This window comes from Sphingosinicella humi (genome assembly GCF_003129465.1).
Lineage (GTDB): Bacteria > Pseudomonadota > Alphaproteobacteria > Sphingomonadales > Sphingomonadaceae > Allosphingosinicella > Allosphingosinicella humi.
This window is the reverse complement of record NZ_QFFF01000001.1, coordinates 264,905-281,386: the sequence shown is the minus strand read 5'-3', so window position 1 is coordinate 281,386 and position 16,482 is coordinate 264,905. Positions and strand designations below refer to the sequence as shown.

The 16,482-nt window shown below is 66.4% G+C and carries 15 protein-coding genes; 5 read left to right on the top strand and 10 right to left on the bottom strand.

What is annotated here, in order from left to right; all coding sequences use genetic code 11:
- Positions 1-10 precede the first annotated feature (10 nt).
- Positions 11-1,534, bottom strand: coding sequence for a TadA family conjugal transfer-associated ATPase (locus DF286_RS01395; RefSeq protein WP_109269812.1), 1,524 nt, complete (start codon positions 1,532-1,534; stop codon positions 11-13).
- Between the two features lie 120 nt (positions 1,535-1,654).
- On the opposite strand from DF286_RS01395, the gene DF286_RS01390 reads away from it, so the two are divergent.
- Entirely contained in the window at positions 1,655-2,101 is a 447-nt protein-coding gene (locus tag DF286_RS01390; RefSeq protein ID WP_170303913.1) for a DUF6265 family protein, read from the top strand.
- A gap of 68 nt (positions 2,102-2,169) precedes the next feature.
- Here DF286_RS01390 and DF286_RS01385 read toward each other — a convergent pair whose 3' ends face one another.
- From DF286_RS01385 to DF286_RS01365, 5 genes are all read right to left on the bottom strand, one after another.
- On the bottom strand, positions 2,170-2,436 hold the full coding sequence (locus DF286_RS01385; RefSeq protein WP_109269811.1) for an ATP synthase F1 subunit epsilon: 267 nt from the start codon (positions 2,434-2,436) through the stop codon (positions 2,170-2,172).
- Positions 2,437-2,633: 197 nt separating this feature from the next.
- A complete protein-coding gene (gene atpD, locus DF286_RS01380) occupies positions 2,634-4,097 on the bottom strand; it encodes a F0F1 ATP synthase subunit beta (RefSeq protein WP_109269810.1) in 1,464 nt (487 codons plus the stop codon).
- Between the two features lie 136 nt (positions 4,098-4,233).
- The gene (locus DF286_RS01375) at positions 4,234-5,115 is read right to left on the bottom strand and encodes a F0F1 ATP synthase subunit gamma (RefSeq protein ID WP_109269809.1); all 882 of its coding nucleotides are present in this window, start codon (positions 5,113-5,115) and stop codon (positions 4,234-4,236) included.
- Between the two features lie 138 nt (positions 5,116-5,253).
- Positions 5,254-6,783: a F0F1 ATP synthase subunit alpha gene (atpA, locus tag DF286_RS01370; RefSeq protein ID WP_109269808.1), complete on the bottom strand. Its 1,530-nt coding sequence runs from the start codon at positions 6,781-6,783 to the stop codon at positions 5,254-5,256.
- A 2-nt stretch (positions 6,784-6,785) separates the two neighbouring features.
- Entirely contained in the window at positions 6,786-7,340 is a 555-nt protein-coding gene (locus DF286_RS01365; protein ID WP_109271914.1) for a F0F1 ATP synthase subunit delta, read from the bottom strand.
- A gap of 334 nt (positions 7,341-7,674) precedes the next feature.
- Here DF286_RS01365 and ada point away from each other — a divergent pair, with 334 nt between their 5' ends.
- Both ada and DF286_RS01355 read left to right on the top strand, forming a co-directional pair.
- A complete protein-coding gene (ada, locus tag DF286_RS01360; protein WP_424141248.1) occupies positions 7,675-8,712 on the top strand; it encodes a bifunctional DNA-binding transcriptional regulator/O6-methylguanine-DNA methyltransferase Ada in 1,038 nt (345 codons plus the stop codon).
- Positions 8,709-9,182 (top strand): DUF1203 domain-containing protein, encoded by a 474-nt coding sequence (locus tag DF286_RS01355; protein WP_109269806.1) that lies wholly within the window; start codon positions 8,709-8,711, stop codon positions 9,180-9,182. The genes ada and DF286_RS01355 overlap by 4 nt, the downstream gene beginning before the upstream one ends.
- A 13-nt stretch (positions 9,183-9,195) precedes the next feature.
- On the opposite strand, the gene DF286_RS01350 is transcribed toward DF286_RS01355, so the two are convergent.
- The 3 genes from DF286_RS01350 to DF286_RS01340 all read right to left on the bottom strand — a co-directional run bounded on the left by DF286_RS01350 (position 9,196) and on the right by DF286_RS01340 (position 13,531).
- Complete coding sequence (locus DF286_RS01350) at positions 9,196-10,719, bottom strand: tetratricopeptide repeat protein (RefSeq protein ID WP_243444833.1); 1,524 nt, start codon at positions 10,717-10,719, stop codon at positions 9,196-9,198.
- Between the two features lie 271 nt (positions 10,720-10,990).
- Positions 10,991-11,323 carry a hypothetical protein gene (locus DF286_RS01345; protein WP_109269804.1) on the bottom strand — a complete coding sequence of 111 codons (333 nt, stop codon included), beginning with the start codon at positions 11,321-11,323 and terminating at the stop codon, positions 10,991-10,993.
- Positions 11,324-11,365: 42 nt separating this feature from the next.
- On the bottom strand, positions 11,366-13,531 hold the full coding sequence (locus DF286_RS01340; protein ID WP_109271913.1) for a primosomal protein N': 2,166 nt from the start codon (positions 13,529-13,531) through the stop codon (positions 11,366-11,368).
- A gap of 181 nt (positions 13,532-13,712) precedes the next feature.
- On the opposite strand from DF286_RS01340, the gene DF286_RS01335 reads away from it, so the two are divergent.
- Positions 13,713-14,417 carry a DUF4197 domain-containing protein gene (locus tag DF286_RS01335; RefSeq protein ID WP_158274587.1) on the top strand — a complete coding sequence of 235 codons (705 nt, stop codon included), beginning with the start codon at positions 13,713-13,715 and terminating at the stop codon, positions 14,415-14,417.
- On the opposite strand, the gene DF286_RS01330 is transcribed toward DF286_RS01335, so the two are convergent.
- Positions 14,414-15,733 carry an MATE family efflux transporter gene (locus tag DF286_RS01330; protein ID WP_243444680.1) on the bottom strand — a complete coding sequence of 440 codons (1,320 nt, stop codon included), beginning with the start codon at positions 15,731-15,733 and terminating at the stop codon, positions 14,414-14,416. The genes DF286_RS01335 and DF286_RS01330 overlap by 4 nt on opposite strands.
- Before the next feature lie 81 nt (positions 15,734-15,814).
- Here DF286_RS01330 and fsa point away from each other — a divergent pair, with 81 nt between their 5' ends.
- On the top strand, positions 15,815-16,468 hold the full coding sequence (fsa, locus tag DF286_RS01325; protein ID WP_109269802.1) for a fructose-6-phosphate aldolase: 654 nt from the start codon (positions 15,815-15,817) through the stop codon (positions 16,466-16,468).
- Positions 16,469-16,482 lie beyond the last annotated feature (14 nt).

Genomic DNA, 16,482 nt, shown 5'->3' with positions numbered 1-16,482 from the left:
AGCCTATGCGCTACAAACACGCTTCCAAATAAGGTTGATCGAACCCGAACTGCTTGGCCTTTTCCAGCGTGTAGGGGCGGAGGCCCATGGAGCGATATTCGCCGATGATCTTGCCGTCGGGCGACTCGTCCAGATATTCGAACTTGAACAGCTCCTGCGTGACGATGACGTCGCCTTCCATGCCGATCACCTCGGTGATGTTGGTGGTGCGGCGGGAGCCGTCGCGGAGGCGCTTCACCTGGACGATGAGGTCGACCGAGTCCGCGATCTGGCGGCTGATAGCTTCCTTCGGCACCTTGATGTCCGACATCATCACCATGTTCTCCATACGCGCCAGGCACTCGCGCGGGGAGTTGGAGTGGAGCGTACACATGGAGCCGTCGTGGCCGGTGTTCATGGCGGCGAGCAGGTCGAAGCACTCCGACCCGCGGATTTCGCCGAGGATGATGCGGTCGGGGCGCATGCGGAGCGCGTTGATGACGAGGTCGCGGATGGTGATCGCGCCCTGACCTTCGAGGTTCGGCGGACGGGTCTCGAGCGGGAGCCAGTGCGGCTGCTGAAGCCGAAGCTCGGCCGCGTCCTCGATGGTGATGACGCGCTCGCCGGGGTCGATGAGCTTGGAGAGCGCGTTCAGCATCGTCGTCTTGCCCGAGCCGGTGCCGCCCGAGACGACGATGTTCATGCGGGATGCGCCGGCGATCTTCAGCACGGTCGCCATCTTGTCCGACATGGAGCCGAAGCCCTTCATCATGTCGATGGTGATCGGCTTTTCGGAGAATTTACGGATCGAGATCGCCGTGCCCTTGAGGGACAGCGGCGGCACGATGACGTTGACGCGGCTACCGTCCTGGAGGCGGGCGTCGGCGAGCGGCGTAGTCTGGTCGACGCGGCGGCCAACCTTGTTCACGATCCGCTGGGCGATCTGGAAGAGATGCTCCTCGTCGCGGAACTGGATGGTCGCGAGCTGGAGCTTGCCCTTCTTCTCGATGAAGGTCTGATTGGGGCCGTTGACCATGATGTCGGAGACATCCGGGTCGTTCAGCAGCTCCTCCAAGGGGCCGAGGCCGAGCAGTTCGTCGACCAGTACCTTCTCCAGCGCGAACTGCTCGCGGCGGTTGAGGTTTATCTTGAGCTCGGCCAACACCTCGCCGATGATCGGACGGAACTCCTCGGCCAACTCATCCTTGCTGAGCGTGGCGGCGGCTTCGGGATCGACGCGCTCGAGGAGGCGGGGGAGGACCTGCTCCTTGATCCGGTGGATGGAGGCTTCGAAACCCTCGATCTTCGACGAAGCGGATTCGCCCGAGGCCGCAACGCGGTCGGCGAGGCGCGACATGGCGTCGCTCTTGGTCGCTTCGATCGGTGCGCCCTCGTCGGAGATCGGGAGCGATTCGAGCGGAGGAAACTGGTCGCCGCCATGCTCGGGCGGAGCCGGAGCGGGGGCCGGCGCGGGTCCGCCGCCCTTCATCGGCCGGGCGACGCCGAAAGTGGGCCGCTGTCCCGGTCCGCCGCTTCGCCGTCCAAATGCACTCATGCCGTGCGACCTCTTCGATGAATCCCTGTCCGCAAAGCTGGTGAATAGGCGGGAAACTTTGACAATTGCCTAACCCCGGGCTGCGGCGGATGATCGCGCGGGACGTGAGAGGAGGCGCGGATGCGGATGGCGGCGATGGCCCTGGCGGCGCTGCTCAGCCTAGCGGCTGCTCCGGCGGTCGAGGTAGGCGACCTCCAGTGGCTGAGCGGCTCATGGGTGAGCCGCGACGGCGACAGATGGACGGAGGAATGGTGGACGCCGCCGAGGGGCGGGATCATGATCGGCGCCGGCTTTTCCGGGCGCGGGGCGAAAGCGACGAGCTTCGAGCATATGCGGATCATGGCCGGGGAGGATGGCGCCATCGCCTTCTACGGCATGCCCGGCGGCGCGGCGACGGTGCGATTCCCGCTGGTGAACGGCGGGGAGGGGGAAGCGGTGTTCGAGAACCCCGCCCACGATTATCCGCAGCGGATCCGATACCGGCTGGAAGGGGAGACGCTGGTCGCGACGACGTCGCTGATGGACGGCAGCCGAGAGCAGAGGTGGATCTATCGGCGGATGGAGTAGCGTTCCCCGGCGGACGCCGGGGCCAGTCGCAGACGCCGTTCTGGGTCCCGGCTTTCGCCGGGAAACGATCAGGCCGGCACGTCGGCCTTTTCGGCGAGGACGGTGAGGCCCTTGTCGTTCACTTCTGCGAAGCCGCCTTCGATCGCGATGCGCTCGGGGCTCGAGCCGGCGGTCTTGTAGATGGCGACTTCGCCGTCGCGGATCGTGGACATGAAGGGGGCGTGGCCGGCGAGCACGCCGAACTCGCCCTCGCTGCCGGGGACGACGACCATGTGGACGTCCTCGCTGCGGATCAGGCGTTCGGGGGTGACGAGTTCGAAGTGAAGATCGGCCATTTTTCTGTTCCTGTTCCCTCTCCCTTCGATGGGAGAGGATACGAAGCCTTAGCGACGAAGGAGCTTAGGCGAAGTTGGTGAGGGTGACACCGATTGAGAACATATATCGGACTCTGTCACCCTCACCCAGCTACGACTAGGCGGCGGAGCCGCCAAGTCTTCGCAACCCTCTCCCATCGATGGGAGAGGGAAGTAAGTTACGCCGCTTCGGCGGCGAGGCGCTGGGCCTTTTCGACCGCCTCTTCGATGCCGCCGACCATGTAGAAGGCAGCCTCCGGAAGGTGATCGTATTCGCCGTCGACGACCGCCTTGAAGGAGCGGATCGTGTCTTCGACAGGCACGAACTTGCCCGGGATGCCGGTGAAGACCTCGGCGACGTGAAAGGGCTGGGAGAGGAAGCGCTGGATCTTGCGCGCGCGGGCGACGGTCAGCTTATCCTCTTCCGACAGCTCGTCCATGCCGAGAATGGCGATGATGTCCTGCAGCGACTTGTACTTCTGCAGGATCTCCTGGACGGCACGGGCGGTCTCGTAATGCTCTTGGCCGACGGTGCGCGGCTCCAGCACGCGGCTGGTGGAATCGAGCGGGTCGACCGCCGGGTAGATGCCGAGCTCCGAAATGGCGCGCGACAGCACGGTCGTGGCGTCGAGGTGGGCGAAGGAGGTGGCCGGCGCCGGGTCGGTCAAGTCGTCCGCGGGGACGTAAATGGCCTGCACCGAGGTAATCGAGCCCTTGTTGGTCGAGGTGATGCGCTCCTGCAGCGCGCCCATGTCGGTCGACAGGGTCGGCTGGTAACCCACGGCCGAAGGAATACGGCCGAGCAGCGCTGACACTTCCGAGCCCGCCTGGGTGAAGCGGAAGATGTTGTCGACGAAGAAGAGCACGTCCTGGCCCTCTTGGTCACGGAAATACTCGGCGATGGTGAGGCCCGAGAGGGCGACGCGGGCACGGGCGCCCGGCGGCTCGTTCATCTGGCCGTAGACCAGGGCGACCTTGGAGCCTTCGGAGATGGCGTTGCCATCCGAATCCTTGGCGATGACGCCCGCATCGAGGAACTCGTGATAGAGGTCGTTCCCCTCGCGGGTGCGCTCGCCGACGCCGGCAAACACGGAGGTGCCGCCATGGCCCTTGGCGATGTTGTTGATGAGCTCCTGAATGAGCACGGTCTTGCCGACGCCGGCGCCGCCGAACAGGCCGATCTTGCCGCCCTTGGCATAGGGGGCGAGAAGGTCGATGACCTTGATGCCGGTGACGAGGATCGCGCTTTCGGTCGACTGATCGGTGAAGATCGGCGCCTCGGCGTGGATCGGGGCGGACATGTCGGTCTCGATCGGGCCGCGCTCGTCGATCGGCTCGCCGACGACGTTCATGATGCGGCCCAGGGTCTTCGGGCCGACGGGCACGCGGATCTGCGAGCCGGTGTCGGTCACGGTCTGGCCGCGGGTGAGGCCGTCGGTCGAGTCCATCGCGATGGTGCGGACGGTGTTCTCGCCGAGATGTTGGGCGACCTCGAGGACGAGGCGGCTGCCGTTATTGTCGGTCTCGAGCGCGGAGAGGATCTCCGGCAGCTCGCTGTCGAAGGTCACGTCGACGACCGCGCCGATGACTTGGCTGATGCGGCCGACATTGTTGGTAGTCGCGGATTTTGCGGCGGTGGCCATGTCTGTCTTCCTTGCCTTCTAATCTTTGTCGTCATTCCGGCGAAAGCCGGAACCCAAGAACACCGTCTTTCTTGATCCTGCACCGCCGGTGTTCCTGGGCCCCGGCCTTCGCCGGGGTGACGGTGAGGGGTTGTTCCTACAGCGCTTCGGCGCCCGAAATGATTTCAACGAGTTCGGTGGTGATCGCGGCCTGACGGGTGCGGTTATATTCGATCGACAGGCGGTTGATCATGTCGCCGGCGTTGCGGGTCGCATTGTCCATTGCGGTCATGCGGCTGCCCTGCTCGGACGCAGCATTTTCCAGCATCGCGCGGAAAATCTGGACGGCGACGTTGCGCGGCAGCAGCTCGGCGAGGATTTCCTCCTCGTCCGGCTCATATTCGACGGCAGCGGTGACACCCTCGGCCGCCTCGGCCTTGTCGGGCATCGGCACGGGGATGATCTGCTGCTCGATCGGCTCCTGGACGAGGGCCGACTGGAAGCGGGCGTAGAAGAGGTGGGCGACGTCGAAGCGGCCATTCTCGAAACGCTCGACGATGTCGCCGGCGATCGCCTGGGCAACCTCGAAGCTCACCTGCTTGAAGGTGGTCGTGTCGTACTGATGGACGATCTGCTTCGGGAACAGGCGGGCGATGACGGCCCGACCCTTGCGGCCGACCAGGTAGAAATAGACGGTCTTGCCCTGGGCGGTGAGCTCGTCGGCCTTCTTGCGGGCGGCGCGAACGATGTTCGAGTTGAACGCGCCGGCAAGGCCGCGGTCGGATGTGCAGACGACGAGCAGGTGCGTCTGGTCCGAGCCGGTGCCGGCGAGAAGCTTCGGGCTTTCCGGACCCACCGTCACCTTGGAGGCGAGGCTGGTCATCACCGCCTCGAGGCGCGAGGCATAGGGGCGCCCCGCCTCCGCCGCCTGCTGCGCCCGGCGCAGCTTGGCCGCGGCGACCATCTTCATCGCCTTGGTGATCTTCTGGGTCGACTTGACCGAGGCGATCCGCCCTTTGAGTGCCTTGAGGCTGGCCATTGCTACCTACTTCAGTTCCTTCTCGTCATTCCGGCGAAAGCCGGAACCCAAGAACATTGTCGTTTCTCGTCCTGCGCCGCCGGTGTTCTTGGGTCCCGGCTTTCGCCGGGATGACGCCCAAGGTCCCGCGACCGCGCCTTACGCGAACGTCTTCACGAAATCGCCGAGGATGCTCTTCAGCTTGTCGCTGGTGGCATCGTCGAGCGCCTTGGTGTCGCGGATCGTCTTCAGCACGTCCGCATGATCGGTGCGGACGTGGCTCAGAAGCGCGCTCTCGAAGCGGGTGACGGCGTTCACCGGAATGCTGTCGAGGAAGCCGTTCACGCCCGAGAAGATCGAGACGACCTGCTCTTCCATCGGCATCGGGCTGAACTGGCCCTGCTTCAGGAGCTCCGTGAGGCGGGCGCCGCGGTTCAGCAGCTTCTGCGTCGAGGCGTCGAGGTCCGAGCCGAACTGGGCGAAGGCCGCCATCTCGCGATACTGGGCGAGCTCGAGCTTGATCGAGCCGGCGACCTTCTTCATCGCCTTGGTCTGCGCGGCGGAACCGACGCGGCTGACCGAGAGGCCGACGTTAATCGCCGGACGGATGCCCTGGTAGAAGAGCTCGGTCTCGAGGAAAATCTGGCCGTCGGTGATCGAGATGACGTTGGTCGGGATGTAGGCCGACACGTCGCCCGCCTGCGTCTCGATGATCGGGAGCGCCGTCAGCGAGCCGTTGCCGTTGGCGTCGTTCATCTTCGCGGCGCGCTCGAGCAGGCGGCTGTGGAGATAGAAGACGTCGCCCGGATAGGCTTCGCGGCCCGGCGGACGGCGCAGCAGCAGCGACATCTGGCGGTAGGCGACGGCCTGCTTCGAGAGGTCGTCATAGACGATGACGGCGTGCATGCCGTTATCGCGGAAATATTCGCCCATGGTCACGCCCGCATAGGGGGCGAGATACTGGAGCGGGGCGGGCTCGGACGCGGTCGCGGCGACGACGATGGAATATTCCATCGCGCCATTCTCTTCGAGCGCGCGGACGATCTGCGCAACGGTTGAGCGCTTCTGGCCGATGGCGACGTAGATGCAGTAGAGCTTCTGGCTCTCATCGTCGCCCTGGTTGGCCTGCTTCTGGTTGATGAAGGTGTCGAGCGCGACGGCGGTCTTGCCGGTCTGGCGGTCGCCGATGATCAGCTCGCGCTGACCGCGGCCGACCGGGACGAGGGCGTCGAGCGCCTTAAGGCCGGTCTGGACCGGCTCGTGCACGGACTTGCGCGGGATGATGCCGGGCGCCTTCACCTCGACGCGCATGCGCTTCTCGGCGACGATCGGGCCCTTGCCGTCGATCGGGTTGCCGAGGCCGTCGACGACGCGGCCGAGGAGGCCCTTGCCGACGGGGACGTCGACGATGGTGCCGGTCCGCTTGACGGTGTCGCCTTCCTTGATCTCGGCGTCCGAGCCGAAGATGACGACGCCGACATTGTCGGCTTCGAGGTTGAGGGCCATGCCCTTGATGCCGTTGGTGAACTCGACCATCTCGCCGGCCTGGACGTTGTCGAGGCCGTGGATGCGGGCGATGCCGTCGCCGACCGACAGCACGGTGCCGACCTCGGAGACCTGGGCTTCGGTGCCGAAGCTGGCGATCTGGTCGCGGATGACCTTGGAAATTTCAGCGGCGCGGATGTCCATGTTCAGCCTTTCATCGCATGCGCGAGGGTGTTGAGTTTAGTGCGGATGGAGCCGTCGATCATCTGGCTGCCGATCTTGACGACGAGGCCGCCCAGGATGGCGGGATCGACATTGAGATCGACGGCGACGTCGCGGCCCAGACGGGATTTGAGGTTCGACTTGAGCGCGGCGACCTGATCGTCGCTCAGCGGGTGCGCCGAGGTCACTTCCGCCGTGGTCTCGCCGCGATGGGCGGCGGCCAGCAGGTTGAAGGCGCGGATGACGGCGCCGAGCTGCCCCAGCCGCCGGTTCTGCGCGAGCACGCCCAGGAAATTGCTGGTGATGGAATCGAGCTTCATCGCGGTCGCGGTCGCGGCGACGGCCTTCACCGCCTCCTCGCGCGAGATGAGCGGGCTGGTGGTGAGGCGCCGGAAATCCTCCGATTCGGCCAGCGCCGCCTTCAACGCGGTCAGGCTGCCGCCAACCGCCTGAAGCTGCTTTTCGTCACGGGCGAGCTCGAACAGAGCGGTCGCATAGCGTCCCGCCAAGCTTGCCTGAATGCCGCCGGAATTCTCCACGCGCGCCAAAACTCCCCAAGGTGATTTCATCCCATGCGAAAAGGAGGCTGCCGAGGGCGCCTCCTGATGGGTCGCGGCGGGCCGTAGCAGGGGCTTAACGGGGATGCAAGACGGGCGTTTGCTTGTCGTCGGGATGGGGGGCGACGGATGAGCAGACGGCGTCACCCCGGCGCAAGCCGGGGCCCAAGAACACTGAGGGAAGAGGATAGGCGATCGGCTTCTCCATTCATCGATTCACACCTGTGTTCTTGGGTCCCGGCTTTCGCCGGGATGACGGTGGTTTGACAGCAAGCTTCGGGGTGCGGGCCTCTTCGCGGAGGCGTATATGGACCTCATGAAACCGCAAAAGCTCATCGACGACGAAGCCGCCTGGGGCGCCGTGATGGCGAGGGACCGAACGGCGGACGGGACGTTCGTCACCGGCGTCCTCACCACCGGCATCTATTGCCGGCCGAGTTGCGCCGCGCGCCATCCCCGGCGGGAGAATGTGCGCTTCTTCGCCACCGGCGAGGAGGCGCGGGAGATCGGCCTCCGGCCATGCCTCCGCTGCAAGCCGGACGAAGTCACTCGCGAGGCCGTGGCGCTGGAGAGGGTGTATCGGCTGCTGGAGCAGGCGGAATCGCCGCCCTCCCTCGATGAGCTGGCAAGCGCCGCCGGCTATTCGCCGCATCACTTCCACCGACTGTTCAAGCGCGCGACCGGCGTCACCCCGGCCGATTACGCGCGCGGAAAGAGAGCCCAGAACATGACCGAGAGCTTGCAGGCCAACGGCCGCGTCACCGACGCCATTTACGATGCCGGCTATTCGGGGCCCGGCCGATTCTATGCCGACGCGAGGCAGCGGCTCGGCATGACGCCATCGGCGTGGCGCGACGGCGGACGCGGCGAGACCATCCGCTGGGCGACGGCCGAGACGGACCTCGGCACCATGCTGGTGGCGGCGACGGACAAGGGCATCTGCCGCTTGTCGTTCGACGAAGACGAAGAGGAGCTGCATCGCCGCTTCCCCAAGGCGACGATCGAAAAAGGCGGCGAGGCGATGGCCGATCTCGTGCGGCGGACCGTGGCGGCGGTGAACGCGCCCGAAAAGCCGCACGACCTACCGCTCGACGTTCGCGGCACCGCCTTTCAGCAAGCCGTGTGGAGGGAACTCCAGCGCATCCCGCCGGGCGAAACGCGCACCTATGCGCAGATCGCCGCGGCGGTCGGCAAACCGGGCGCGGTGCGCGCGGCGGGTTCCGCGAACGGCGCCAACAATGTCGCGGTGCTGATCCCCTGCCATCGCGTCATCCGCACCGGCGGCGCGCTCGGCGGCTATGCCTATGGCCTCGAGCGCAAGGCGAAGCTGCTGGCCAAGGAAGGATCGCGATGACGGGCTATCGCATCAGCGGCCTGCCGCTTGCCGATTTCGAGCCCCTGTTCGGCCTCGACGAGGGGGCGCTGAAGGCCCGGAACATCGTCCGGGTTACGGCCGACGCGAAGCCGGGATATCCGTGCCGGGTGACGCTGGAGGATGCCGAGCCCGGCGAGACGCTGCTTCTCCTCAACTATGAGCACCAGGCGGCCGCCACGCCCTATCGCTCGAGCCACGCCATCTTTGTCCGCGAAGGAGCAAGAGTGGAAGCGGTGTTCGAGAACGAGGTTCCGCCGCTGCTCAGCGAGCGGCTCCTGTCGGTGCGCGCCTTCGACGCGGACGGAATGATGGTCGACGCAGACTGCCTCCAAGGTTCGGAATTGGAGCCGGCGATCGAACGGCTGTTCGGCGATTCCCGCACGGCCTATCTCCACGTCCACAATGCCAAGCGTGGCTGCTTTGCGGCGCGCGTGGACCGGCTGGAGTAGAATCGCCGCCCGGTCAGATCGTGGTCTCGAACGCGTCTTCGACGGTGGCGGTTGCGCCCTTCCAGGCCTCGCGCGCAGCCGTCATGTCGCCGGCATCGATTTTGCGCATGACGTCGGCCGCGATCCTGCCGGTCTCGCCGCCATGCGGGTCGTAGGCCACTGACGCGAGCACGGCCCGGGCTTCCTGGGCCCTCCCATCGGTCAACAGCTCGTCGGCGAGCAGAAGCCTGAGGCTGCGATCGTAGGGCGCGAGGGCGTAGGCATATTTCAGCCCGGTGATCGCATTGTCGGTGGCATCGATGCCCTGGGCACGGAAGCTGCTGAAGAAGAGGATCAACGGTTCGGGATGGTCGGGATCGAGCCGATTGGCGGCCGACAGCACCTTTCGCACCTCGTCCCAGCGAGCCGGCTCTTTCGACTTGCTTTCCCTGGCCGCCGCCATCATCGCCCGGCCTTTGTAGATCAGCGCCTCGATCTGCTTGGGATTGGCGGCAAGCGCCCTGTCCGCCGCCACCTCGGCCTCCGCGAAATTGCCCGCGTCGAACTCGGCTTCGGCGAGCCAGGCCTGCACGACCGGATCGTTCGGGAAACCGGCGGCGACGCGGCGGGCATCGGGCGCCAGCTCCTTCGCCACCTTGTCGGTGACGCCGCGGCGCGACACCATGCGGATGTCCATCATCGCCGCCTCGCCGGGCCCGAGCTTGCGAATCTCGATCTCGCCGACTTCGAGCATGGCGGGATCGACCCTCAGTCCGGCGAAATGCTCCCGCTTCTTGTATCGCCGAATGGCGCCTTCCAGCCTGCCGAGATCGCCGAAGGCGGCTTTCGCCGCATCGAGGCTGGGGCGTCCGCGGTTGATCTCCGCAAGATATTCGGTGAGCTGCCCCTCCCTGTCCGGCTCGAGGCGCAGATAATGGGTGAGCAGCCAAGCCTTGCCGTAGAGACGCACCACCTCGCGGCTGTTGAGCTCGGAGGGCAGCTTGTTGAGCATCTCCTTCAGGGTCAGGCCGTTGCCCCAGACGAACAGCTCCATGGCCCGATGCTCGGGCGGAAGACCGAAGGTGATGCCGCCATCCTCGTCGAAGCGGGCGGTGGAATAGAATTCCGCCGATCCTTCGACGAACCAGGTGGGGTAGGCCGCCGGCTGGTTTCGATAGAGAAAATGATGGGCATATTCGTGGAGCAGCACTGACTCGGCGCTCATTTCCTGATACGCCTCCTCGACATTGCGCGGGACGAAGGCCACGGATCCGCCGGCGCGCGGGACGTAGAAGCCCATCAGGTCGCTGCCCATCCGGCCCAGGCGCTGAACGGCGGCGGTATCCTCGACCGCGAAGATGGTGACGCGGTTGGCCGGGCCGAGATCGGGATCGGGCAGGCCGTGCAAGACCCGCATCGCGGCGTCATAGCGCTCGAGGCGGGTCGCGAACGCCCTCAGCCCCACCTCGCCGTCCTCGGAATAGATGATGAAATGGCTGGTCTGCGCCTGGCGCCATTCGGCCGAGGCCGGGCTGGCCCAGATCAATATCGCGAGCATTATCGCCACAAGACGCATCGCCTGCCCCTGTTTCGCGCGAAGCAGCAAAGCCAACGTTTCGTAACGTCGCAGCCTACCAGTCCCGGCGGCTCGGACGCAACCTCCCAAGGCTTCGGGTCAGGAAACGAAGAGGACCCGCAAAGGATCAGGCGCTTTAGTGGAATCTGTAGCGGGAACGTAAACGCTAACGCAGACGCGGCGGAGGTGAGCACGCCTGAGAGGGACAGGACGTTGCGAGCAGGTCCGCTAAGGATGGAAATCGGACATTCCGCTAAGCGAATATCAGCGCAACGATTGGCAAAGCGAATAGGGACGCAAGTCCAATCAGAACAGCGCCCGCTTCCATCTTCCTAAAAGCCACCCAAGTCCCCATAATCCACGCGCAGAAGACCAGGCCAACAATCGCCGTGCTGACATAGAGAATGGTGAAATCAGCCTCTGGTGGAGGCGGCTCAGCCATAGCCGAGCCCAGGTAGACCGTTGCAGCAAGAGTGCCCCAAAGCATCAGGCTGACGATCAACCACGCTGCAACTGCCACAGCCTTCAGGATCACTCCTGCCCCCGTCATTTCCCGCAGCATGATGATTTCTTGGAATTTCTGCAATGAGTTGTTTCCGGACGTTCGACTGTCGTTCGTTGGGCTGGTCTACAAGAAGCTGTAGGGGTCCACGTCTACGGCGACCCGCACGCCGCGGGGCCAGTCGAGTTTTCCCAGCCAGTCGCGGATGACGTCCTGGACGTCGAGGCTGCGGGCGGCGTGGACGAGGAGGCGTTGGCGGTGACGGCCGCGCAGCATAGCGAGGGGCGCCGGGGCGGGGCCGAAGACGGCCATATTCTCCACGCGCGGCGCGGTGCGGCCGATGAGGCGGGCGGTTTCGGTGGCTTCGGTCAGGTCTTCGGAGGAGATGATGATGCCGGCCAGGCGGCCGAAGGGGGGCATGGCGGCGTCGCGTCGCGCCTCGGTCTCCGCGGCGTAGAAGCCTTCGGCGTCGCCGCTGATGAGGGCACTGATGACGGGTGCGGCGGGTTCGTGGGTCTGGACGAGGACGCGGCCCGGCTTCTCGCCTCGCCCCGCCCGGCCGGAGACCTGCATGATCTGCTGGAAGCTGCGCTCCGCGGCGCGAAGGTCTCCGCCGGAGAGGCCGAGGTCGGCGTCGACCACGCCCACCAGGGTGAGATTGGGGAAGTGATAGCCTTTCGTCACCAGTTGGGTGCCGATGACGATGTCGATGTCGCCGGCTTCCATGCGGCCGACGAACTCGGCCGCCTTGGCGGGGGACCAGATGGTGTCGGAGGTGACGATGGCGGTGCGCGCGTCGGGGAAGAGGGCGGCAACCTCGTCGGCGATGCGCTCCACGCCCGGGCCGCAGGCGACGAGGCTGTCCTCCTCATGGCATTCGGGGCAGGCGCGGGGTGGCGGCATGACATGGCCGCAATGGTGGCAGGCAAGGCGCGAGACCAGCCGGTGCTCGACCATCCAGGCGGTGCAGTTGGGGCACTGGAAGCGATGCCCGCAATGGCGGCAGAGGGTCAGCGGAGCATAGCCGCGCCGGTTGAGGAAGAGGAGGGTCTGCTCCCCCCGTTCCAGATTGACCTCCATCTCCTTCACCAGAGTCGGCGCGAGCCAGCGGCCGCGGGGCGGCGGATCGGCGAGGAGGTCGATGGCGGCGATGTCCGGCATCTCGGCGGTGCCGTAGCGGCCGGGAAGCTTCACCTCCTTGTACACGCCGATCTCGGCCATCTGCCGGGTCTCGATGGCCGGGGTGGCGGAGGCGAGGATCGCTGGCACCTTCTCCAGCTTGGCCCGCATCACGGCCACGTCGCGGGCGTGATACTGGACGCCGTCCTCCTGCTTGAAGCTCGTCTCGTGGGCTTCGTCGACGACGATGAGGCCGAGATTGCGATAGGGGAGGAAGAGGGCGGAGCGGGCGCCGACCACCACTCGCGCGTCGCCGCTGGCGATCGCCCGCCAGGCGCGGCGGCGCTGGGATTGGCGCAGGCCCGAATGCCAGGCGACCGGCTCGCAGCCGAAGCGGGCGGCGAAGCGCTTCAGGAACGGCTCGGTGAGCGCGATCTCGGGGAGGAGGACGAGCGTCTGCCGCCCCTGGCGGATCGCCTCGGCCACCGCCTCGAAATAGACCTCGGTCTTGCCCGAGCCGGTGACTCCGTCGAGCAGGAAGGGCGCGAATTCCCGCGCGCGGACGGCGTCGACGAATTGCCGCGCCGCCTCCCGCTGTGCCGCTTCGAGGACCGGCGGGCCATGATCGGGGTCCGGCATGGGGAAGGGGTCGTCGACCGAGACCTCGACCGCCTCGATCGCCCCTGCCTTGATGAGGCCCCGGATGACGCCGTCCGAGACGTCGGCGGCCAGCGCGAGCTCGCGGACCAGCCCCTGCCGCTCGCCGATCCGCTCCAGCGCCTGCGCGCGCTGCGGCGTCATCCGATCGGGGACGAGGCCGGTGGCGCGATACTCGACGATCGTCCGGGCGCCGTCGAGCGCGCTCGACGAGGGCAGCGTCATCCGAAGCACGGAGGCGAGCGGCGCCAGATAATAGTCGGCGGTCCACTCGATCAGACGCCTGAGCGGCTCGGCGAGGGGAGGGACGTCATAGACGTGGAGGAGGGAGCGAAGCCGCGCGGCCTCCACCTCGCCCGCCTGCAGCCGCTCGGGTTCCCAGGCGACGCCGACGATCTGCCTCGGTCCCAATGGCGCCAGCACGATCGAGCCCGGCTCGACGATCGTGTCCTTCGAGGCACGATAGTCGAGCGGACCCAAGGCGGCATTGAGGAGGATGACGCGGACACGGTTCATGAGCCCCCGCCATATCGCCAATCGCGCGGCGGGCGAAAGCCGCCATATAAGTGGCGCCGATCGGGCGCGCGTCGGTTTCGATTTCCAGCGGAAGGGACGCCGCGCTCGCCCCGTGGCGGAGTCGGTCTCGGTTGGAAGGGCTGCGTGCAACATAGCTGCTCGCCGGTCGTTCCGCCGAACTATGAACGATTGTTTCGGTATTGAACGGCCGCTGAGCCGCAGGCGCCTGCTCAGCCTGGCCCTGGTTACTCCCGCGCTGGCCCTCCCGTCCTGCACGCTCGGCGAACTGGGCGGGTTCGGATTGGAGGACGCGATACGGCGTCTTCTCACCGTCTCGTCGCAAAGGGCTTTTGCGGGACTGCTGCAGGAGAATGGCTTTTTCGAGGACGAACTGGCGCGGGTCAGCCTGCCGCCGCAATGGGGCGGTAGCGGCGCGACCGCCGTGGCCGCGGCACTGCTGCGCCAGCCGGCGGTGCAGGACCGGTTGCTGCGGCTGGTGAATGCCGCGGCGGCCGAGGCGGCGGATAATGCGGCTCCGATCGTCTATGATTCTATCCGGAGCATGACGATCCCCGACGCCCTTTCGATCGTGCGAGGCGGACCGACCGCGGCGACTCAATATCTCGAGCGTCAGATCGGGGAGCGGATCGTGGAGGCGCTGTTCCCCGGAGTCGGCTCGGCATTGAGGGTGCTCGACAGCGGCCTGCTCAGCCAGGCGCTCGGCGCCGCCACGGGCATCGACTTCGCAGGCCTGCAGCGCGACGTGACTCAAAAGACGGCCGAGGGCATCTGGCGGGCCATCGGCCGGGAGGAAGCGGCGATCCGCGCCGATCCCTCCTCGACCAACGATCCGGTGCTGACGCGCGTGTTCGGCGTGCTGCGCTAGGCTTCGAAGGTCGCCCGCCGCAGCCTCGGCAGCAGCAGCGCCTGGCCGGCCGCACGGGCGATGAAGAACAGGGTGAAGGCCAGCCACAGGCCGTGGTTGCCGAGGGAGCCGGCGGCCCAGAGCACCAGGGCATAGGTCGTGAACGCGGCCACCATCGTCACCAGCAGGGCCCGCGTCCAGGTCGCGCCGACATAGATGCCGTCATAGACGTAGGAGGTGACGCCGATCAGCGGCAGCCATACGGCCCAGGGCAAATAGGCGAGCGTCGTCGCGGTCACGGCCGGATCGGTGCTGAAGCTTGCCGCGAAGGGCGCGCCGAAGAGGATGTAGGCGCCGGTCACCAGCGCGCCGAAGCCTAGACCCCAGAGGAGGAGCGCACGGATCAGCCGGTCGAAGCGGCGACGATCCTTGCCGCCCACCGCCTCGCCGCACAGCACCTGGGCCGAGGCTTCGAACCCGTCGAGGATCAGCGCGGAGAGGATGAACAGCTGATAGAGGATGCCGTTGGCGGCGAGCACCAGCGGGCCTTCACGGGCGCCGTCGCGGGCCATGAGCAGGATCGCGCCGGTCAGCAGCAGAGTGCGCAGGAAAAGATCGCGGTTGATGCGGAAGAGGGCGCCGAGGGACGCCTTGTCCCAGGTGGCGCGGCGGAAGGCGGCGCGTAGCGCCATCGCGGCGGGCGCCTCCCGGGCGACGACCCCGACCAGGACGGCGAGCTTGAGGCCTTCCGAGAGCAAGGTTGCCGTCGCCACGCCGGCGACGCCCCAGCCGAAGCCGAGGACGAACAGCAGGTCGAGGACGATATGGCCTATATTGGCGGCGACCTCGACCACCAGCACCGCCCGCACCTTCTTGCGCCCGACCAGCCAGCCGACCAGGACGGCGTTCACCAGCCAGAGCGGGCCGCCCCAATAGCGTATCGAGACATAGGTGCGAGCCTCCTCGGCGAAGGCGCCGCGGGCATTGAGGAAATCGAGCCCCAACGGGATGGCGAGCGGCATGAGTGCGATCAGCAAGGCGACGCCGCTGGCGCGGGCGAGGGCGGCGGCCTGGGCGGCCTCGTCGCCCCGACCCGCCGCCTGCGCGGTGAGCGCGATGGTGCCGGTCTTCAGGAAGTTGAAGACGACCAGCAGGCCCATCATGAACTTGGCGCCGAGCTCGACGCCGGCCTGGGCGGCCGGGATGCCGAGTTGCCCGATCACCCATAGGTCGGCGAGGCCGAACAGGGCGGTCGCGACATTGGTCAGCATGGCGGGGAGCGCGATCGCCCAGATCGCCCGGTGAAGAGCGTCGCCCTTGTCCAAAGCCGTCGCCATCGCGCCCTCATGACTCGCGCCTGCCGGCCCGTGTGGCTAGAAGGGCGCGCGAATCCTCAATCCTTCAAAGGCATGCCTCAAATGAAATTCTTCGTCGACACCGCCGACACCGCCGAAATCCGGGACCTCGCAGAAACCGGCCTGCTGGACGGCGTCACGACCAATCCGTCGCTGGTCCATAAGTCCGGCAAAGACTTCCTCGAGGTGGTGAAGGAGATTTGCGGGATCGTGCCGGGGCCGGTCTCGGCCGAAGTCGTCGCCACCGACCATGACGAGATGATGCGTGAGGCGGAGATCCTGCGGAAGATCGCCGGCAATATCGCGGTGAAGGTGCCGCTCACCATCGACGGCCTCAAGACCTGCAAGAAGCTCACCGCCGACGGCACGATGGTGAATGTCACCCTCTGCTTCACCGCCAACCAGGCGCTGCTCGCGGCCAAGGCGGGGGCGACCTTCATCTCGCCCTTCGTCGGCCGCCACGACGATATCGGCTTCGACGGCATGCAGATCATCTCCGAGATCCGGATGATCTACGACAATTACGACTTCGAGACACAAATATTGGTGGCGAGCGTGCGCCACCCCGTCCATGTCCTTGAGGCCGCGAAGATCGGCGCCGACGTGATGACCGCTCCGCCCAAGGTGATCCGCCAGCTCTTCAATCATCCGCTGACCGACAATGGACTTAAGGCGTTCCTCGCGGACTGGGAGAAGACCGGCCAGAAGATCGGCTGAGACTCCATCGTTTC